Source organism: Lachnospiraceae bacterium oral taxon 096 (genome assembly GCA_018141845.1).
Taxonomy (GTDB): Bacteria; Bacillota; Clostridia; order Lachnospirales; family Lachnospiraceae; genus F0428.
This window is the reverse complement of record CP073340.1, coordinates 989,123-1,010,185: the sequence shown is the minus strand read 5'-3', so window position 1 is coordinate 1,010,185 and position 21,063 is coordinate 989,123. Positions and strand designations below refer to the sequence as shown.

General features: G+C 40.2%; 21 protein-coding genes and 1 pseudogene. 3 read left to right on the top strand and 19 right to left on the bottom strand.

Annotated elements, in window-relative coordinates:
* Positions 1-179: 179 nt before the first annotated feature.
* The 16 genes and pseudogenes from J5A74_05105 to J5A74_05030 form a co-directional block, all read right to left on the bottom strand.
* Entirely contained in the window at positions 180-1,355 is a 1,176-nt protein-coding gene (locus tag J5A74_05105; GenBank protein ID QUI96669.1) for a transposase, read from the bottom strand.
* A 77-nt stretch (positions 1,356-1,432) separates the two neighbouring features.
* Positions 1,433-1,525: pseudogene (locus J5A74_05100) on the bottom strand (N-6 DNA methylase).
* 181 nt (positions 1,526-1,706) lie between these two features.
* Positions 1,707-2,099: a cytidine deaminase gene (locus J5A74_05095; protein ID QUI96668.1), complete on the bottom strand. Its 393-nt coding sequence runs from the start codon at positions 2,097-2,099 to the stop codon at positions 1,707-1,709.
* Between the two features lie 27 nt (positions 2,100-2,126).
* Positions 2,127-2,669 carry a GNAT family N-acetyltransferase gene (locus J5A74_05090; protein QUI96667.1) on the bottom strand — a complete coding sequence of 181 codons (543 nt, stop codon included), beginning with the start codon at positions 2,667-2,669 and terminating at the stop codon, positions 2,127-2,129.
* Between the two features lie 47 nt (positions 2,670-2,716).
* Positions 2,717-4,645 (bottom strand): Cna B-type domain-containing protein, encoded by a 1,929-nt coding sequence (locus J5A74_05085; GenBank protein ID QUI96666.1) that lies wholly within the window; start codon positions 4,643-4,645, stop codon positions 2,717-2,719.
* On the bottom strand, positions 4,626-4,802 hold the full coding sequence (locus tag J5A74_05080) for a hypothetical protein (protein ID QUI96665.1): 177 nt from the start codon (positions 4,800-4,802) through the stop codon (positions 4,626-4,628). Before J5A74_05080 ends, J5A74_05085 begins: the two co-directional genes overlap by 20 nt.
* A complete protein-coding gene (locus J5A74_05075) occupies positions 4,786-5,946 on the bottom strand; it encodes a hypothetical protein (GenBank protein QUI96664.1) in 1,161 nt (386 codons plus the stop codon). Before J5A74_05075 ends, J5A74_05080 begins: the two co-directional genes overlap by 17 nt.
* 8 nt (positions 5,947-5,954) lie before the next feature.
* Positions 5,955-6,668: a response regulator transcription factor gene (locus J5A74_05070; GenBank protein QUI96663.1), complete on the bottom strand. Its 714-nt coding sequence runs from the start codon at positions 6,666-6,668 to the stop codon at positions 5,955-5,957.
* Positions 6,669-6,674: 6 nt separating this feature from the next.
* Positions 6,675-7,850, bottom strand: a complete 1,176-nt coding sequence (locus J5A74_05065; GenBank protein QUI96828.1) for a ribose-phosphate pyrophosphokinase — start codon at positions 7,848-7,850, stop codon at positions 6,675-6,677.
* Positions 7,851-7,866: 16 nt separating this feature from the next.
* A complete protein-coding gene (locus J5A74_05060; protein QUI96662.1) occupies positions 7,867-8,844 on the bottom strand; it encodes an ATP-binding protein in 978 nt (325 codons plus the stop codon).
* Entirely contained in the window at positions 8,835-9,815 is a 981-nt protein-coding gene (locus J5A74_05055) for a DnaD domain protein (GenBank protein ID QUI96661.1), read from the bottom strand. Before J5A74_05055 ends, J5A74_05060 begins: the two co-directional genes overlap by 10 nt.
* Before the next feature lie 147 nt (positions 9,816-9,962).
* Positions 9,963-11,348 carry a UDP-N-acetylmuramate--L-alanine ligase gene (locus tag J5A74_05050; protein ID QUI96660.1) on the bottom strand — a complete coding sequence of 462 codons (1,386 nt, stop codon included), beginning with the start codon at positions 11,346-11,348 and terminating at the stop codon, positions 9,963-9,965.
* Positions 11,348-11,929 carry a flavin reductase family protein gene (locus J5A74_05045; protein ID QUI96659.1) on the bottom strand — a complete coding sequence of 194 codons (582 nt, stop codon included), beginning with the start codon at positions 11,927-11,929 and terminating at the stop codon, positions 11,348-11,350. The genes J5A74_05050 and J5A74_05045 overlap by 1 nt, the downstream gene beginning before the upstream one ends.
* On the bottom strand, positions 11,922-12,455 hold the full coding sequence (locus tag J5A74_05040) for a shikimate kinase (protein QUI96827.1): 534 nt from the start codon (positions 12,453-12,455) through the stop codon (positions 11,922-11,924). The genes J5A74_05045 and J5A74_05040 overlap by 8 nt, the downstream gene beginning before the upstream one ends.
* A gap of 18 nt (positions 12,456-12,473) precedes the next feature.
* Complete coding sequence (locus tag J5A74_05035; protein QUI96658.1) at positions 12,474-14,141, bottom strand: putative manganese-dependent inorganic diphosphatase; 1,668 nt, start codon at positions 14,139-14,141, stop codon at positions 12,474-12,476.
* A 24-nt stretch (positions 14,142-14,165) separates the two neighbouring features.
* Positions 14,166-15,083, bottom strand: coding sequence for a nucleotidyltransferase (locus J5A74_05030; protein QUI96657.1), 918 nt, complete (start codon positions 15,081-15,083; stop codon positions 14,166-14,168).
* 89 nt (positions 15,084-15,172) lie between these two features.
* On the opposite strand from J5A74_05030, the gene J5A74_05025 reads away from it, so the two are divergent.
* The gene (locus tag J5A74_05025) at positions 15,173-15,874 is read left to right on the top strand and encodes a hypothetical protein (GenBank protein QUI96656.1); all 702 of its coding nucleotides are present in this window, start codon (positions 15,173-15,175) and stop codon (positions 15,872-15,874) included.
* A gap of 32 nt (positions 15,875-15,906) precedes the next feature.
* Here J5A74_05025 and malQ read toward each other — a convergent pair whose 3' ends face one another.
* Positions 15,907-17,445, bottom strand: a complete 1,539-nt coding sequence (gene malQ / locus J5A74_05020) for a 4-alpha-glucanotransferase (GenBank protein ID QUI96655.1) — start codon at positions 17,443-17,445, stop codon at positions 15,907-15,909.
* Between the two features lie 141 nt (positions 17,446-17,586).
* Between malQ and lepB (J5A74_05015) the strand changes: the two genes are divergently transcribed.
* Both lepB (J5A74_05015) and lepB (J5A74_05010) read left to right on the top strand, forming a co-directional pair.
* Entirely contained in the window at positions 17,587-18,108 is a 522-nt protein-coding gene (gene lepB, locus J5A74_05015; protein QUI96654.1) for a signal peptidase I, read from the top strand.
* A 73-nt stretch (positions 18,109-18,181) separates the two neighbouring features.
* Positions 18,182-18,718 (top strand): signal peptidase I, encoded by a 537-nt coding sequence (gene lepB / locus J5A74_05010; GenBank protein ID QUI96653.1) that lies wholly within the window; start codon positions 18,182-18,184, stop codon positions 18,716-18,718.
* A gap of 51 nt (positions 18,719-18,769) precedes the next feature.
* Here the strand turns inward: lepB (J5A74_05010) and J5A74_05005 are convergent, their stop codons facing one another.
* Both J5A74_05005 and J5A74_05000 read right to left on the bottom strand, forming a co-directional pair.
* A complete protein-coding gene (locus tag J5A74_05005) occupies positions 18,770-19,495 on the bottom strand; it encodes a hypothetical protein (GenBank protein QUI96652.1) in 726 nt (241 codons plus the stop codon).
* 71 nt (positions 19,496-19,566) lie between these two features.
* Positions 19,567-21,063 carry a glycoside hydrolase family 32 protein gene (locus tag J5A74_05000; protein QUI96651.1) on the bottom strand — a complete coding sequence of 499 codons (1,497 nt, stop codon included), beginning with the start codon at positions 21,061-21,063 and terminating at the stop codon, positions 19,567-19,569.

Below are 21,063 nucleotides of genomic sequence, written 5' to 3'. Positions count from 1 at the left end.
AAAGAAGAACCGTTACTGAAAACTTATAAAAAGCTAATAAACTTTTATGTTTCATTCCTACTTCATCGAGTATGCTTTCATACTGAATAAATTCAAATACTAATTACAAGTTCTTGTACTCTCCGTAGGCGTCAATTCCCGATTAACGTTCGGTACATATCTGTAATAACTTTAAAGTGTTACACTACAGATTGTTTTAAAACATTCTCTCCATACTGCTTTAGATTCAAACTTGCTTGAAAATCTCTATCTATGATGTTTCCACATTCACATTTATAAATTCTGTCAGACAGTTTCAAATCTTTTTTAATATTTCCACAACAACTACATAGTTTAGAACTTGGAAAGAATCTGTCTGCTATAATGACTGAAATATTATTCCAGTTAGACTTATACTCAATCTGCTTTCTAAATTCATAAAAGCATTGTTGTTGTACTGCTTTGGATAAATGCTTATTTTTCATCATTCCACTTACATTCAAATCTTCCATACAGATAAAACTTGGTTTTCGCTTTATGATTTCAGATGTTGTCTGATGTAAGTAGTTTTGACGAATATTTGTTAATCGTTTTATTACTTTTAAAAGTTCTTTTTCTCTTTTTATTATGTTACTTGTTTTACAATAACTGCCTCCTTTCTTATTTTTCTCATATCTTCTTGATATTGAACGCTGTAACCTGCGTTTTCGTTTTTCTATTTTCTTTACTTTATCAGTTTTATTTATATTTTTATAAGTATTTCCATCAGAACAAACTGCTAAGTTTTTAATACCTAAATCAATTCCGACACCATCATTTGATGGAAGATTATTATTGTCATCTACTTCAATTCCAATGGATACATACCAATACAATCCATCATATGTAAAGCGTGGATTTAAGTATTTACAGTTCATTGGTATTCTTTCTTTTTCACAAAGTCTAATCCAATTCAATTTTTGTTTATTTCGTCTTTTACTCATTGAAAATCCTTCTACTTTTACATGAGTATCTGTAAACTGAATTTTACCAGTATCTTGATAAAAAGAAGGAGTTGAATGCTTTTTACTTTTAAATTTAGGATATTTGCATTGCCCTTTGAAAAATTTTTTATAAGCATTACAAGCATCTTTGATTGCTTGCTTTGTTACATTATTACTTACTTCATTTAGCCATCTATACTCTGGCAGTTTCTTTAGCTGTGTAAATTCTTTTCGTAATTCATTATCCGATAAAAATTTATTTTTTTGCTTATAGTTCTCTTGTTCTTTTGCAATAGCCCAATTGTAAGCAAATCTCGCACATCCAGCATATTGAAATAGTTTAGTAATCTGTTTATTATTTGGGTATAGTCTGATTTTTATTGATTTTATCATTTTTCACTGTCAACCTCATTATCAATTATTTCTATGTCACAATTATATAAACTTGCAACATATTCAACTAATTCAAATCCATAGATAGAGATATTATTAATATTGCCACTATGATTTTCAACAAAAGCTACTGATTGCACAAACATACCACCACTACCACTAGTTGGATCTGTTGCCGTGGCTAATTTGATACAACATAACGGCAGCGTTTTTCTACCCCGTAACGATGAACACCCCCGTGTGCATTTTTGCACACCCCTCATAACGATGCCGTATGCACCGTTACGGAGTAAGGTATTCGGTTTTACCGCTGCCTGTGCGTACATTTCGTTCTCCTCATAAAACTGGAATTTATAACCACCATTCTGGAGTTAACTCATCAAGCATCACTATTTTTTCGTTTTCAATATCAAGCATGATCTCGACTTCGTGATATCTGCCTATCATCAACTGAGCCATGAATTCCCTGCATGCACCACATGGGGCTCCTGTTTTTCCGTTGGGCATGATTGCTAAAACACGCTTGATCTCATTTTCACCGTTTGTAATCATATTGAACATGGCATTTCTTTCTGTGCATATTCCGAGCGAAGAAGATGTGTCTACGCATACTCCTGTATATATCTTGCCACTTGCAGACTCAATCGCAGCTGCCACGCCACCGGCGGAGATTCTTTCAGAAATGTCTCTGGGGTTTTGCACAGCTTTTGCTGCCTGATATAACTCTTTCCAAATCTGCTCCATTTTTATATTCCCTCCACAAATCCTAATTTATAACAATGTTTGCCACTCTTCCTTCGTCATGGCATTTACATGACCTGTCCGTTTCTCGTGCATCAGCGGAACATCAACACCCTCGGTAGTCCACTGATACTTAAAGCCGACCTTTTCCTGGACACGCTTCGATTTGGTGTTGCCTTCGTAGTATCCACACCACACCTTGCTCATGCCTAAATCCTCAAAGGCGTGGCGGAGAATTTCTTTTGCAGCTTCCGGCATAAGACCCTGACCCCAGAATAGCTTTCCAAGCCAGTAGCCAAGCTCGCATTCATCATCTTTCTCGGTCATATCCGTAAGACCGTTTAGTTTCAGTTCAATAGCGCCGATAGCCTTCCCATATTCCTTCAGACAAATCGCATAGGCTTCCTTGCCGCCCAGCACATTCTTAATAACATCAAGACTCTCCTCAATGCTTTGATGTGGCGGCCACCCGGCAATCGGTCCCACATCGGGATCGCTGGCATATTTGTATAAATCCTCTGCATCGCTTTCCTTCCAACGGCGCAGAATAAGCCTTTCTGTTTCCAATATCATTATTTTTGCCCTCCTTTTCAATATTTATATTTTGTTCTATTCTATTTTTAAAATCTTTCTGCCACATTTCTTGGCCCAACAGGGTCATTGACATAGGGACGATTTTCATTGCCTGTCAGCTCATAGTTTACTTGATTTACTTGAATTTCTGGACAGCAAAAATCTTGAAGGATGTCCACCCAAAATTCTTTCTCTTCCCCTGGCAAAAGCCGATCAACAAACCATGTCGCATGCTCTCTACCTTCAATAACACCATATTCTCCCTGTGTATCCACCGCATCAAAATGTGTATACAATGGCATAACATCTCGAATCCAAATGCCTCTAGCCGTTTGACTTGTATCATTTTTTACTCGAATCTTATAGTGTAATATCCTACCTTCTATATTTTGATCCTCTGGATTGGTCAATGAATACAAAACCTTAACTCTTTCCTGTGAATGAACATCGTCAACTGTTCGATCCGGAGTATTGCTTCCTGGATTTGAAAAATTGGCTCGAATCACCCATTCCCTCGGACGAATATTTTCAATGTCTAACTGATAATTTTCCACAGAATTGAGCAGTCGAACAGTCCAAACGGATGTTGTATTATTTTCATCCACGAGGTTATTCCAATGGTATTCCCACTGTGTCATCGCATCAATGTGCACAGGCCAGCCATAAATCTCACCATTTCGGTAGAGCTGTACATCTAACCCTGAATTTACTAATGTCGGCATGAGCTGATTCCATTGCACTCGAATGCTTCCTTGTGCCACCGCCGGTCTTCTACCGATATGCACAATATCCACTCCAGAGTAAAAGATACCTCTGGCCGAACTATCTTGGTTGGCATCGTGATAGTCAATACTTGCCTGGCTCTTAATCTCACCCTCTGTGGCGGTGTCTTTCACACGCACTTGATAACTCAAATCCATAGAATGATGATTGGTATCCACATTTCCAATGGTGTCTCCAGAAAGATGAAACAACACCTTTTTGTGCTCCTCGTCATAGCTAACGCCTGCAAAATCAACGCCATCTTTCTTTGCATTTCCAATGAAATCTACATCTCCATCCAATTGATCCGTGACAATCAACTGGTCGGCATCTGTCTGACCAAAATTTTCAATATGTAGTGTATAGGTGTAAATGGTTCCTCCCAACACTTCCTCGCCCAAAACACTAGAAGACTTATTGACCTCCAAATAAGCTCCTGTTCGCACCTCAACATGATCGAGAAGATTTCCCCTCGCTGCAGTTTCCTCGCTCATTGATTCAAAGCCAATATCTGTTCTATATTGCCCCTCTGGCACAGTGTAAACACCTTCATAATGTTCCCAATGAGAAGAATGTGTCTCAATATCTTGGGTGGCATTTCCTCTACTTGCATCACTGCCCTTTACATAGACCTTTACTCGACCACTTCCACCTCGATTTCTCAAATTAAAACTATAATATAATCTTGATCCAGGTGTTGTTTGCATCGTTTGATAGACATAGCTTGGCTGATCGGCATCCAATTCAATATATTGCTGCCCATCGGCAGCAGTTGATGGAAAATTGCTATTTGCCCCCGCCCTCTGCACTTCAATATAATTTGCAAACCGTGGGATGATATGGGTAACAGTAGAAGACGGAACTGCATTCCATCCATCCACATAGCTAAGGGAGGCACTCGACCCGGTCCCTCCTCCACTTTGGTTTCCCAAAGCATTGGTTGCACTACTGGTATTTGATGGCGATGCTCCCCCAGTAAGTTCATTCATCGCAGGAATATAGTTCCAACTACCACTATTGTAGGGATAAAACCTCGAAGAAATCTGAGGCATCTCAAAACTTCCATTGACAATATGAATGGTATTTGGTCTGAAATTATTGTGTGGTTCTTGAAATATACTTTGGGCTTGTACAAAACTTGGCAACACAAATGATCCAGCAACTATCGTTGCCACCACCAAAACCTTTACATTTTTATTTCTTATCAATCTCATCCACCTCTTCTAACTTCTCTTTAATTTCAGACTTTGGTCGTATCTGAATATCACTCTCAATATCATCCACTTTTCGCTTTGTTCGCAAGTAAAGAATCAATATAAGCACTAACAAGAAGATCAATACGGCTATTTCTATTTTATTTCTTAGAAGCATATCCTCTCTCCCTTATCTGTTTGCGCTTTTGTTCAGCCCAGCGCAACGCCAAAAACATTGGCCAAAGCACTACCGCTGCCCAGCCAACTACACCCACCGTTGCACAGGAGGTCAAAACATCAATGGCATTGATCTGCATATCCTCTGCCCCTTTGTTTTTTTCTCGAACAAGCTGATCCGTGCCTTCCTTTGCCGATGGATTCTTATTTGCTCCCTCTGGTTGTGTCATTTCCTCTGCTGAATCTGCTGAATTCTTAGCATTTTCTGCATTTGAACTGACATCATTCTTGTCTTTAACTGCCTCAGCTGTATCTTCTAACTCTGTGCTTTTTGTTCCAGTATTGGCACTTGCACTTTTTTCACTTCCGTCTACACCCTTGCTCGATTCACCCATAGGTTTTAACATTCCCTCTTTGGTCTCTCGACTCATGGCTACAGTCCTTTTTTGTTGACCTTTTTCTGTGGTCATATCTTGTCCATCTAGTGGTGTCTCTTTTTGTTGTGTTATTGATGCAATTCCTTTTGCATTTTTACTCTCCATTGCAGTGGACTCAACGGACCAAAGCGAACTTGGATTTGCCAATGCCTGAGAAGTTATATTCTCCTCTCTATGTTGACTCCCATGATGGTCACCCAATAAAGATGACATACTCTGGGACGAATTTTCACTCGATGTAGCTGCTGTACTTGGTAAAGAATTGGCTCCCTGCGAGGAAACAGCACTTGATGGAGCTGGGGCATATGTTGCTGTCGTCATTGGTGCAGAAGATACAGCCTGTGACTCACGCTCACGATCTTGATGTCTTTGAGAGAGTGCTGGTATGGTCTCTTCCTGCGTGTGCGGATGGTTTGGATACTTTGTGCAAACTCGGTAGCGGTGTCCTGGCGTATTTTCTGTGGCCTGTCTATCCACAATCCACTCTCCCCACACATGTCCAGTTTCTGGTATCTCCTCTAAATACACACTGCCATCTTCGTAGGTATACTCTCTCAATCCCTTTTCATTTTCTGTTGCCTTTCTCAAAATTCTAACACTGTAACGCCCCTCTCTCGGTGCCGCAAAACTTGGCACTGCTGTGCTCACTAGTGTCATCGCAAGGACAACTCCTGCAAAAATTCTCTTGAATTTGTGCGCTTTTTTCATTATTTCTCCTATATTATCACTCTCTTTGTCATCTCTTCTTTTAACTCTTTATAGTGCTTTCGCCCTATGGGAATAATCGTCCCATCCACTAGGGTTAAGCTCTCATAAACAAAACTTTTCACTGCCGCAATAGACACCAGATACGACCTGTGCACTCGCACAAACCCTTTGCCATACAATACATTCTCCACCTTTCCAATGGTAGAAACAAATTCAAATGTCTTGCTTCCATAGTGCACGGTCAATATCTTTCCATTGACTTCAAAATATCGAATAGAACTAATAGGGATATTTCTATATTCTCCAACTCCCGTAAAAAGGATGTATTCCTTACGCTTTTCATCCGCCGCCTCAAAGAGTTCACGAATGACCTCCTTTGACTTTTCTGCCTGTGTCTCGCCCTTGACAATATAATTAAACGCATGTACGTCAAAGGCATTGAGCATATAGTTTTTGGAGACGGTTACAAATAAAATTTCTCCTTTATACTTGTTTTTGCGCAACTTATCTGCAGCCTCCATACCATTCATTCCTGGCATATGAATGTCCAATAATATGATATCTGTGGTGGCTATAAAATCCTCCATCTCAAAGATCAATGGCTTTGCATCTTCAAATTCTAGGATATCAACATCGATTTCTTCCTCTGCTGCGACCTCTTCCATAATCTTTCGAAAATGTGCTCTTTCACTTGCATTGTCATCGCATATGATTACTCTCATCGTTTCCTATCTCTTCTTTCTATGCTCCTCTAACTCATTGTTCACTCTTGAAATTGGTGTCAATAACTCGCTCAATGACACATCATGGTTGATGCTATCAATAATCAATGCAATATACTTGCTCATATCCACATTGATATAGTATGGTTTTTGCAATAACTCAGGTGTCTGATAAATTAAATTTGTTGTAAAAATTGCATCAATCAGACCTTTTTCATAGTATTCATCAAACTTCTTCAGTCCATTAGTAAAAAGTCCAAATGTCGCACAGACAAAAACTCGCTTGGCCTTTCTTTCCTTCAATTCCTTCGCCACTTCTAACATACTTCCACCCGAAGAAATCATATCATCAATCACCACAACATCCTTGCCCTCGACATTGCTACCCAAATACTCATGAGCGATAATTGGATTTGTTCCATCAACAATCACGGAGTAATCTCGTCTCTTGTAAAACATTCCCACATCCAGACCAAGCATATTGGCAAAGTAAATTGCTCGTCTCATTCCGCCCTCATCTGGACTAATAACCATCATATGTTGTGCATCCACCTCGAGGTCTGGATAGTTTTGCAATAATGTCTTAGTGTATTGATAAATTGGCTGTACGGTTTCCAATGTCTTTAACGGAATGGCATTTTGCACTCTCGGGTCATGGGCATCAAATGTAATAATATTATCCACGCCCATACTTACTAATTCTTGAAGTGCAATGGCACAATCCAAGGACTCTCTCCTTGTCCTCTTGTGTTGACGGCTCTCATATAAAAACGGCATAATGACATTAATTCTTCTTGCCTTTCCTGCTGCCGCTGCAATAATACGCTTTAAATCCTGATAGTGATCATCCGGTGACATCCGATTGGTCATACCAGATAGTGAATAAGTCAAGCTATAATTGCAGACATCAACCATTAAGAATAAATCCATTCCTCGGATCGATTCTTCAAATTCTCCCTTAGCCTCACCTGAACCAAATCGGCTAATTTTAGACTTCACAATATAGGATGATTTTTCATAGCCCACAAATGGAAGTGTTGACTTATGTTCACTTTGCTTTTTATGCCTCCAATTCACCAAATAGCCATCTACTTTTTGTGCCAATTGATTGCAACTTTCTAGTGGAACCAACCCTAGTGCTCCCACTGGTATACGGTCAATCGCCTTCTCCTCATACATCACAGTTCCCTCCATATCGCTATTTCTTTCCACGAATGTCTTCCCCATACAATGGAATCGTGGTATATTGGTTGATAATACGCGATGTGATTCTTTCTGTATAGTTATCTCTCATCGCTTTTAAATCAAGATTAGTAGAAATAATCGTTCCCTTTCCAGCTAACAGTCGATTATTGATAATATGAAACAATTCGCTGTTCACAAAATTATTGACTAACTCCGTCCCCAAATCATCAATGACCAAGAGGTCGCAGGTATCAACAATATCTTCAATATCTCCACCATCCTCTGGCTCCCTTCGCAACTTTACCTTGGCTACTTGGTCAAATAATTCTGCCGATGAAAAGTACAAAACGGCATAGCCCCGATCAAGCAATGCCTTGGCAATGCAGTTGGTCAAAAATGTCTTGCCAACACCGGTATTGCCATAAAAGAGAATACTTTCTTTTTGCTGACCAAAATTTTCAATATATTTTTGGCAATGTCGAATAATATTCTTCATATACTCATAATTGGTCAATCCAATTCCTGCCAATCTCTTTCTATTATCATAGTATTGAAAGGAAAAATTGTCAAAGTTTTCCTTCTGTAAAGTTCCATCAATATTGGACTGTGCATACAATAACTTTAAGGCCTTCATCTGAAAACAATGGCATTTTTTCCCATCCACTTTTCCTGTGTCCTTACATTCTGGACAGACATAGTGCATCTGCATATAGTCCTGAGGAAATCCGTGCTTTTTTAATAACTTTGCCTTTTCTCTTTGAATATCTTGAATTTCTTCCTTAAATCCCAGACCTACATCTGTACTTTTTTCTGTCATCATCTTTTGAAAACGCAAAAGTGCCAATTCTCCAGCCTGAGCCTCCAATGCTTTCATTTGTGGAATTTTTGCATACACCTCTTCTTTTCTTCTCTGACAATCCTCTCTGTCTATCGCCTGCTGTGCCTCATACTCACGCATCAAGGCATTGTATTGCGAATTGGTTAATGCCATGCTTCTGCTCCCTGTCCAAATTTTGCTGCCACCTTTTGCAACGCAGCCATATCAATATCATCTTTTCTTTGCACAAAATTACCTCGTGCCACAGGTGCTCGTTGAAATTTTTGTACCTTCTTTTCTTTCCCATGCTGTTCATCCCTGGCTTCCACCTGAGCAAGCGTTCGAACATCATCCTTCATCCAATTTTTTAGTGTCCCTTCGGTATAATCAAAATTTGGTCCATGCATCTTTTTCATCGTCTTTTTGCAGGCCTCAAATACCATTTCCTTAGAAAACTTATATTCATCAAACCAACGACGAATATATCGCAACTCCTCTGATCCTGGGTTTCGATTCCCCAGCCCAAAAATACGCATCACACCAAAGATCTCCTCCTGATAAAGCAGTGAAGATTCCTTTGCCTGTTCCACGGTGCGAATGCCATCATTGTGCATTCTTAACAAAACCTTTTCCACATAGCGAACTGATTTTTTGTTCTTTGACACAGCCTCTTCCAAGACATACTCAATCAAACTATAGGAAATACCAAGTGTCTCATACAAATAGGTAAATGTCGAATAATCTTTTTGTGAAAACACAATTCCCATATATTTTTGTGCCGCATACATCAATTCGGAGAAGTCCTCGCTGTCGGCAATGTCATTTCGCATTGCACACGCAACTTGTGCTTTCTCTGGCTCTTCTTGCTTGAGTTCCTTGAGCATAAATGTCATCGGAATCTCATCTTGTCTTTCTCTCAATGCTCCTTCGCTCAACCAATAGGCCACGGCGCGCTCTGCATCGCTCTCTAAAATATTGAGTGCATTTGCAATATCTGCACTCGTCACATCTTCCTTGGCATGATAGAGTAAATACAAATAGACTTTGACAAATTCGCCATTTGCCTTGGTCATATATTTGTCTATAAACTCCCCCGCAAGGACCACAGTATCTGTAATATCTTGGCACAAGAATGCGTACTTCATCTTCTCCCCCCATTTCTATCTCTATTTGCTCAAACATCATAGCACAGACAATCAAGAAAATGAATAGCCATGCACAAAAAGAAATCCACAACTTTATCCACATTGTGGACAGATAAAGTTGTGGACAGTGTGGATAATGTGGATAACTTACTTGCCAACTAATTTTTCGCCGACTTTTACAATATCTCCAGCTCCCATCGTTATACACAAATCTCCTGATGCCAAGTTCTCCAACAAATAAGTCTCAATGGCATCAAAAGATGGAAGATATATTGCCTCTACTCCTTTTTCGAGCAATAATTTTTCCAAATCTTTTGAGCTAATGCCCAAAGTGTCTGTCTCCCTCGCCGCATAGATGTCTGCAAGCACAACTCTGTCTGCAAGTGCCAAAGCCTTGGCAAATTCTGGAAGAAGTGCCTTTGTTCTCGTGTAGGTATGTGGCTGGAAGACACACCAAACCTTTTTGTGTGGATAGTTTCTCGCCGCCTTTAGTGTTGCCTCAATCTCCTGTGGATGATGGGCATAGTCATCGACAATGGTAATTCCCCCTGCAAGCTCTCCCTTTTTCTCAAAGCGGCGGTTTGCACCTGTAAAATTCTTTAATCCCTTCTTAATGTCTTCCACTGGAATTTTTAGCTCAAGTGCTGCTGCAATAGCTCCCAGGGCATTGAAGACATTGTGCTGACCTGGCACAGAAAGCACAATCTCTCCAAGATTTTTGCCATCATCAAAAAGTGTAAAACTTGCATTCGCCAAATGGTCATAATGAATATCCTGTGCAGAAATATCTGCATTTTGTAGTCCTGTGGTGATGAGTTTTCCCGAAAAATCTCCAACAATCTCCTGATAATTGTTAATTTCATTATTGATAATCAATATTCCATTTTCCGGCAATTTCTTCACAAATTTCTGGAACGAATGACGAATATCATCGATGTCCTTAAAGAAATCAAGATGATCTGCTTCAATATTGAGAATAATCTCCATAGTCGGAAAAAATTCTAAAAATGAATTGGTGTACTCGCAGGCCTCTGTGACAAATAATTGATGACTGCCAATATGAACATTTCCACCAATAATTGGCAAAACACCACCGACAGAAATTGTTGGATTACTCTGTGCTGCCAATAAAATATGAGCAAGCATCGATGTTGTCGTTGTCTTTCCATGTGTTCCGCTGACAGCAACTGAATGTTGATAATTGTTCATCATTTGACCAAGCAATTGTGCTCTTGTCATCATCGGAAGATGATTTGCTTCGCTTTGCTTAAATTCTGGATTGTCTGGATGAATGGCCGCTGTATAGACCACATAGTCAATATCTTCTTTGATATTTTCTGCCCTCTGACCATAATAGATCTTTGCTCCCATGCTCTCCAAATGTGCAGTCAATGGACTCTCCTTTGCATCTGATCCACTAATGGTAAATCCTGCATGGAGCAAAATCTCTGCCAAACCACTCATACTGATGCCACCAATGCCAATAAAATAGATGTGCATCGGTTTTTTAAAATCAATTTTATAGCCTTCCATTATGCTTCCTTCTTCTTTTTCTTCTTTCTGACACTATATCCAAATGTGCCCAGCACTTCCCCTATCTGTGTATACTCTCCGTGAGAATATACCACAGGCTTAGACTTTTTCAAATCAAACTTTCCCCGTTCATCCATATATTGCTCGTCCACATTGACAGCCACAACTTCAGCAATAAACATATCATGAGAACCAAGGGGTATAATCTGTTTGACTTTACACTCAATGGCCACTGGACACTCCACAATATAAGGTGCCGAAACCAGTGTAGACTCTCCCTTCGTCAACTTACATTGCTTCCACTTATCTACATCTCTTCCTGACTTTACGCCTGCCAAATCCGCTGCAAATGTGGTACTTTTTGTCGTCAAATTAATGACAAATTCTTTTGTCTGCTCAATCAAACGATACGAATAACGGCTTGACCTCAGGGAAATATAGACCATGGGTGGATTGGTACAAATTGTACCCGTCCACGCCACCGTCACAATATTATCCTCACCATTTTTCCCTCTGCAGCTAACCATCACTGCTGGCACAGGATAGAGCATATTTCCAGGCTTCCAGAATGTTCTAGCCATAGATATCGCTCGCTTCCTCTAACTGTAACCTCTCACAAATCTCATTGATAATCTTATTGATGCTCTTTTTCATCTCTTCCACAGTGAGATCTGCATACTTTTCATACATTGGCACTCGCTCATCGTAGAGATCTTTTAAGGTCTGACCATCCTTAAAGCTGACTCCCCGCTCAGTCAAATTGCCAAGTCTTGACTTCAATGCATTATAGGAAAGTTGCAAGTAGACAACCGTACTAATTTTTCTCAAATGCTTCATCGCCCTCTCACCATAAATCACACTTCCGCCGGGAGCAATAATGGCATTGTGCACATTTAATTGTGCATTGATATCATCTTCAATCTTTCTAAAGCCCTCATCACCGTGTTTGGCAATAATCTCTTTTAGCAGCATCCCTGTCTTTTCTTGAATGACAAGATCAACATCAATAAACTGCATACCTAATCTCTTGGCTAGGACAACACCAATAGAACTTTTTCCTGATGCAGGCATGCCAATTAATGTAATATTATTGTGCTTTGTCTTCATCATTTGTCTGTACCAATCCTACACACTGACCACAAGTGCTGGAACTAATTGCTTCTTTCTTGAAACGACACCTGGAAGATAGATCATCTGTGTCCTTCGAATGACATCATCCTTTCCCTCGAGGGCAAAGGCCTTCTCAATCAAAGCTTCTGCTCCCTCACCTACACAGAGCAAAGAGGTGCTCTCTTCTAAAATATTGGTGAGCATAAAGAAGATCATGCTCTCCTCGCCCTCAGCCACAACGCCCTCTAAATATGGCAACAGACGCTTTTCCAATGTCACAAGCTCATCCGCATTCAATGAACTAATCTGTCCGATACCAATGGTCATCTTTCCAAGTGCAAATTGCTTATAGTCTTGATGGAAAATTTGTTCATCTGTCATCTTCTTTAAATTGCTACCCGCTGCAAACATATCATTTGCATAGGCATTGACATCAATTCCTGCAATTTTTGCCAATTCCATTCCCACTTCCTTGTCAACTGGTGTACAAGTTGGAGAACGGAAAAGCAATGTGTCAGAAATAATAGCTGAACACATCAAGCCAGCAATCTCCTTTGGAATTTCCACTCCATTTTCCTTAAACATCTGATATACAATGGTTGCTGTACAGCCCAATGGTTGTGCTCTATAATAAATTGGTCCGACAGTTTCCACTGTGCCCATTCTGTGATGGTCAATGACCTCTCTCAAATCGGCATGCTCCATTCCATCCACAGCCTGTGTCTTTTCGTTGTGGTCAACAAGAATAATCTTCTTTCCCTTTGCATTCAAGAGACATCTTCTTGAGAACATTCCGACAAATTTTCCCTCTGCATCGAGCACTGGAAAATCTCTATGGCGAACTCCAGCCATCACCTCTTTGACCTCAATTAAGTCATCCTCCAATGTGAAAGTATCAAGGTCTTTTGTGGTCATAAAATATCCAATTGGCAAGCTCTGATTCATTAATCTAACCGTAGTAAATAAGTCATGCTCAACTGCAATCACAACAATATTTTTTGCCTTTGCTTGGTCAATAATCTCTTGCCCAATCTTTGCACCGTCACAAATAATTAAGCAAGCCGCGTGATGATCTACTGCTTCTTTTTGACACTGCACTTCATCTCCAAGGATAATCAAATCTCCCTCTTCCATGCTCTCTTTTAAGTGTTCTGCCCCCGAAGCAGCGATCAAGGTCTTTCCCTTTGAAAATACCCCGTGCTCATCTCCAGCCACAAACTTTCCATCCAGTGTCTGTGCAATGCTGGCATAGCTTGTTCCTGCCTTTGAAAGAATGGTGTTGTCTAAAATCTTCATATAAGATTTTGCAATGTCATTGATGGTAATAACACCTTCTAATTTTTGATTTTCGTCGACAACAGCTAAGGTTGTCTCCTTCTTTTCCTGCATCAATTCCCAGGCCTTCTTTAGAGAAATCTCTCGGCTCACACCCGTGCCTGTAAGAACTGGTGCATCTTTTACCTGAGTCTCCACGCTCTTTTGAAGCTGTGGTGCCTCCTGATGAAAATAGTCAAGAACAAACTTTGTTTCCTCATTGACTTCTCCCGCTCTTCTTGGAACATATTTTGTTGCATCGCCCAATTGATTTTTTAAATAAGAATAGGCAATTGCAGAACAGATCGAATCTGTATCTGGATTCTTATGCCCAATAATCAATGTCCTATCTTCTAATTGATTTTTCATTTTCTTCCTCTCATTTCATTCATTCTAATATAAGTGCTCTGGATAAACGCCCCTAGCAATTAACTCCTTAATAGAATCAACCACCATTTCCTTATCTTCCTTATAGGTCACACCAAACCACTTGTCATCCGTTCTTAAAACCTTGACACTCGCTTTCTTTGTCTTGATGCAATGGTCAATGACTGCTGGCAAAAGATACTCGCTCTTTAGATCGCCCTCCTTTAGACCATCTAAAAACTTTGGAAACTCTGACTCTAATTCCTTCAAAAATGCTGGTGGAAATCCCCACATATTCATGGACACATATTGATCTCTTGTGACATCGCATGGATTTTTTTGATCATCAAATGCCAAAAGATGACCATCCTTTATTTCTAGGTCAAATGTCTCTGTGACATCCAATAGATTCCCCTTCTCATCCACTTGACAGACTCCACGATTCACTGTTCCATTTTCACTCAAGGTATTTTCCAAAATAAATCCACCCATACAACAATCGTAGAAATCATCCCTGCACTTCATATGCTCTTCCATATAGTCGTGAATCACTTGAAATCCCTCTCGACCATAGTAGTCATCGGCATTAATCACAACAAATGGCTCCTTTACTACATTGCGCACAGCAAGCACAGCATGACCTGTTCCCCATGGTTTTTTCCGATCTGCTGGTGCCTGATAGCCCTCTGGCAAATCATCCAGTTTTTGAAATACATATTCGACATTGACCACATTCTTTATGCGGTCTCCAATAATTCTCTTAAAGTCTTCCTCAATCTCCTTGCGAATAATAAAAACCACCTTATTAAATCCCGCACGAACAGCATCATACACCGAATAGTCCATAATAATCTCCCCATTCGGTCCAACTGGCTCTAATTGCTTGATGCCACCTCCAAATCTTGAACCCATTCCTGCTGCCATAATGACCAATGTTGCATCCATTCTCCTATACCTCCCTATATTTGTCTTTCTCTTGCCAGCTTGCACAAAAACTGCTATCCTAATGTTATTAAACATTAGGAGGTAATTCAATGCAGCCACATACCAAAAAGCTTCACTGGCTTTTCTATATATTAGCATTTATTGTTGCAAATGTAATCATTTTCTTTTGTGTCACTGCACAACCTAAATTTTCCTTGCGTTTGGAAAACCAGGAAGAATTTAAGTCAGTCACCATCCACATTCAAACCAAGGGCATACTGCCCACAAAATCAGTGACCGCCACCTTGGCCAATCAACCACTTGCCTTAGAAAAAGTAGACCGCAATCATTATACCACAACCGTCAAAGACAATGGAACTCTCCTTGTCAATGTAACAAATTTTAATGGTATGCAGCAGAGTCGATTTGAAAACATTGTCACCATTGACAATGCTGCCCCGACCATCACTGGCGAGGTCACCAAGGAAGGCGTGGTCACATTGCTCCTTGATGACAGCCAGTCGGGCATCAACTACGACGGTCTCTATGGCATTGATGGCAACGGACACCGCCTTTTGCCAACTTCGATTGACCACGACAACGAAAAAGTGGTATTTCAATATAGTGGGGGTAAAATTGATGTCCATGCAGTTGACAATATTGGTAACGAAAGCACAACTACTTTCTATGATAAAGATGCCAAAAATTCAAATATCTACAATCCAAATATTGAATATGATATTGGCAATGTCAAAGAGCAAAGCAAGGATCAATCTGCTCAAGCTTATCAACCGACAAAATCGAATGACTAATCGCTATGCACTCGCCAATTTGGCGAGTGTATTTACTTTTGTTCACTCTTTAATTTATGCCTTCTTCCATAAATACTAGACAACAAATCGCAATGCCAAATCAGTCCATCATTAAAAGACTCTTCTCTCATTCTCCATTGCCAATTTCCCTCACCTGTTCCTGGCGTATTCATTCTTGCCTCATTGCCAAGTCCAAAGTAATCCTGCATAGGAATAATGACAGTATCGGCAACAGAGGACAACACCGTGCGAATGCAATCCCAATGTAAGTCTGAATGTGGTGTGTGTTCTGATCCTTCATAGCGAACCATATAGTATCTCAATTCCTCAGACAAGCTGTCAATCCAACCTCGAAGTGTTGTGTTGTCATGTGTTCCTGTATAAGCCACACAATTTCTTGGATAATTATGTGGAAGGTAATCATTGTCGCAATCGGAACTAAAGGCAAATTCTAGTACCTTCATACCTGGAAATCCAACCTCTTCTAATAGTTGTGTCACACTATCGGTCAAAAGTCCCAGATCCTCTGCAATAATTGGAAGCTCGCCACCTTCAAATTGATGGGCAAAATGCTTCTTTAATATATCAAAGAGTTCTACTCCTGGCCCCTTTTCCCAAGTTCCATTCATTGCATGGTCATCACCTGCTGGAATAGAGTAGTACTCATCAAATCCTCTAAAGTGGTCGACACGCACACAGTCAAAAATTCTCAATGCATAGCGCATTCTCTCAATCCACCAAGAATAGCCATCCTTTTTGTGCCTTTTCCAGTCATATAGTGGATTTCCCCAGAGCTGTCCCTGTGGGGCAAAATAATCTGGCGGACAACCAGCCACAGCCTTTGGCGTTCCATCTTTATGTAACTGAAACATCTCTTGATGCATCCAAACATCAGCGGAATCATAAGCAACATAGATTGGCATATCTCCAATAATCTCCACGCCATTTTGATTGGCATAATTTTTTAACGCCATCCACTGCATATCAAATACCGCCTGCTCCCAGAGATAAAAGTCCAAATCTTCTTTCAGTCGACTTCTCGCCTCCTCCATCGCCTCTTTGTCTCGGTTGCGAAGCTTTTCTTCCCATTCATACCATGGCTTACCTTCTTGATCCTTCTTAATCGCTTGGTACTCACAATACTTTTTTGTCTCCTCAGACAAATTTTCGACTGCCTGTAGATATCTCTCTACTCTCTCCCTATTTTGACAAGCACAAAAATTTTTATAAGCTAGACGCAAAATTCTTTCCCTGTGCTCACCAACCTTTTGATAGTCCACTCGATATGGATCACTTCCCCAGTCAATCCAATTAATATCGTACCATGCAAGAACTTCATCCTCAATCAACTTCTCCAACGAAATATAATTGACATTTCCTCCAAATGCAGTAAAACTTTGATACGGTGAATCCCCAGTTCCTGTAGGTCCAAGTGGCAAAATCTGCCAATAGCACTGTGCTGCAGCACGCAATTTGTCAACAAAACGGTAAGCCTCCTTTGAAAATCCTCCTATGCCATAATTTCCTGGCAGTGAAGAAATTGGAAGTAATATTCCGCACCCTCTCTTCATAACAAACCCCTTTCATCATTATTTGATTATATTTTACCATTACAATTCTGAAAAATCTATAAATCGCCTTGCACTTATCAAAAAATCGTTGTAATCTTAATGAGATATTCTATAATCAAGAAAGGATTTTAACTTTCACTCATGAAGATATTTTTACGCTATTTTTTGCACACCTTTCTCGTCCTATTTGTGGGTGCATTTGCTGCATTTTTGATCAATACTTTTGTGATCACCAATGCCCTCGTTCCCAGTGCCTCCATGGAAACAACCATTATGACAGGGGATCGACTCATTGGCAATAAGCTAGGCTATGCCTTTTCTGAGCCCCAACGAGGTGATATTATTATTTTTAAATTTCCCGATGATGAGCGAATGTACTTTATTAAGAGAATTATTGCCGTCGGCGGAGACAGCATCGATATTATCAACAATCAAGTGTATATCAATCACTCTAGCTATCCCATCTATGAGCCGTATTTAAAGGAGCCCATGGTTTCGGAGGACATGCACTTTGAAGTCCCTGAGGGTGCCTATTTTTGCATGGGAGACAATCGCAATAATTCCAATGATTCCCGATTTTGGACACATCACTTTGTTTACCGAGATAAAATCATTGCTAAGGCTGTATTTCGCTTTGCCCCAAGCTTTAAGCTTCTCCATTAGATTGGCTGGAATTTTTTCCATCATTGTGCTATAATGGCACAGAATATTGTTTACACAGCATAGGAGAAAATTTATGGATGAAAAACAGAATGCAAAAAAGAGTGAAATCCTGAGCTGGATACAGATTATTGTTGTCGCAGCTGTCATCGCTTTTTTACTCAATAACTTCATCATCGCCAATTCAAGAGTTCCTTCAGGATCTATGGAAAATACCATTATGACGGGAAATCGAATTATTGGCAATCGCTTACAATATAAGTTTAGCGACCCAAAGCGAGGAGATATTGTTATTTTTAAATTCCCTGACAATGAAAAAAAATATTTTGTCAAAAGAATTATTGGTGTTGGTGGAGATATCATTGATATCAAGAATGGAAAGGTCTATCTAAATAATTCCTCTACACCACTTGATGAACCTTATATCAAGGAACCTATGAGGGTTATGCAGGATATGCACTTTGAAGTTCCTGAAGGTGCATACTTTTGTATGGGCGACAATCGCAACAACTCTGATGATGCCCGCTTTTGGAACAATCACTATGTCTACAAAAATAAAATTATTGCCAAAGTTATGTTCCGCTATTGGCCAAACATTAAGCCATTAAAATAAACCAAAAGAGAGGATTTTCAAGCAAATCACTTGAAAATCCTCTCTTTTTATTTAGTCTCCGTAATCAACTAACTTGGTCACATACCCCTGTGCATCAAGGAATACTCCATCATAGTCACTGCCCTGTGCATTTAAACTTGCCTTTGTCACCTTCTTGTGACTATTATCTAGATAAATACTGGTCTGTGCATCCTTTTTAATATAGATATTGCCAATAAAGACTGGCTTATCTACTCGATCATGACTGTCATGATAGAGGAACTGATGCTCGCCATCTTTTTCTGTCCAATAGCTAAATAGCCCCAATGGATCCTGAATTCCCTCTTCCTCAAAGCCGTCTTCCGTGGCCACAAAGGTCTTCTTCTCATTCTTTAGGTCATCAACCGATACCGTCTGACGCACGCCCGGTGCCACATTTTCTAGTTCCACACCGCTCAAAAAAGTGGCCTGTGCCTGATAGCAATTGCCCAAGTCCTTCACTGTATTTGGATGAATCTGTACTGCCAACAGAGAATGACCGTCCAATGTTGAAAAACCATACTTTTCAAACATCGCCTTTTGCTCAGCTACTGGGTAAACGGCATCCTTTTGAGCAGACTGCACAGCTTGTGCCACTGGCTGAACAGTAGCTGTTTTTTCTATTGCTGAATAAACAGAAATCTTTTGTCCTGTCACCGGATAGACAGAAATCTTTTTCGCTATTCTAGGTCCTGCCATTGCAGGGAATGAACAAATCATTGATAAAGTACAAACGATTGCCAAAACTTTTCTTTTCACAAATAACACCTCCTATGAATTCTGACAGGGCTATTATAACACACTCTTGTAAAAAAGTAAGCCGTTTTTTCCTACAATAAAAAATCCTGCTTGACAATATCCATCTTTGCCTCTCCATCACAAGCAAAGGAAATCCCCTGTGCCGACATATCCGTGTAGATGGCCGTTGTCATCGTCTGTGATCCATCACCCACAAAGAGCTCACTGCTGTAGCGGTCAAGAACTAGGCGAAGCTTGATACTTCCATCAGCACACCCTGGCACAAACATTCTTCTCTGGTGAACAATGGCTCTTCTTGAGCCAGAAAACTTTCGGTCAATCTTTACAATGCCTTCATATGGTCGAAAACTCAATGAAGTATACATTCCATCTTTTTTTGCAAAGTAAATGGTAAATTTGTAGTAAGGATTGTCCTTGTCCACTGAGGAAAGCTGAATTTGCAAGTCAATGGTTCTTCCACTAATGCCATCCAGTTGCACTTTCTCTTTGTCTGCACCAATCAAGACATCTGTATATTCCACTCGATTGCCCAGACAAGACTCGTACTCCCTTGTCGGTCTTTGATACAGGCGATTGTTTTGAATCCAGATCTCTCTTGGCAATGACATCTGTCCAGCCCAAGCTTCCTCCTGTGCACGGATGGCACAGGCATCCCAATTTTGCATCCAGCCAATCATCACTCTGCGCCCATCTTTTGTCACCACTGTCTGCTGTGCATAAAAGTCAATGCCATAGTCAACTGCCTGATCATGCTCTTCCAAAAATTTTCCCTTTTCCTTGTCAAATGTTCCAATTAGGCATAAGTTTCCATTGCCATTGTGATACTCAAATCCCTCTGGCAACATATCCTGTGGACTGACCAAAAGCACATGTTTGTCATTTAAAGGAAAGAAATCTGGACACTCCCACATCTTTCCAAAGCGATTTTGATTTTCATCTAAAGTACTAAAATACCTCCAAGAGAAAGCATCTTCACTTCGAAATAGCAAAATCTGTCCACTTCCATCTGCTGGACGGCTGCCAATAACTGCCCAATAAATTCCCTCCTCATCTTTCCAAAGCTTTGGATCTCTAAAGTCAATCTTGCTTGCTCCCTCAGGTAAATCCACCTCTGTCAATACAGGATTTTTTTCATACTTGACATAGTTTACGCCATCGCCAACAGCCAGACACTGTGTCTGACAGTCAACCATCTCTCCGTCCTCGTTTTCAACTCTGGTCACTCCTGTATACATTAAAAGATGTCTTCCATCTTCTAGTTCAATGGCACTGCCTGAGAAACATCCGGCATTGTCATAGGGCATATCAGGTGCAATAGCTGCTGGAAGATAGTCCCAGTGAAGTAAATCCTTGCTCACTGCATGCCCCCAATGCATTGGTCCCCATTGGCTGCGATATGGATAATATTGATAAAACATATGATACTTTCCCTTGTAAAATGACAGACCATTTGGATCATTCATCCATCCCACATAGGGAGTGAGGTGAAATGCTGGACGCATATCCCCCACAATCTTTTTTGCCTGCTCTTTCTCATATGTTCTTGCTTTTTCTAGTACTTGACTCAT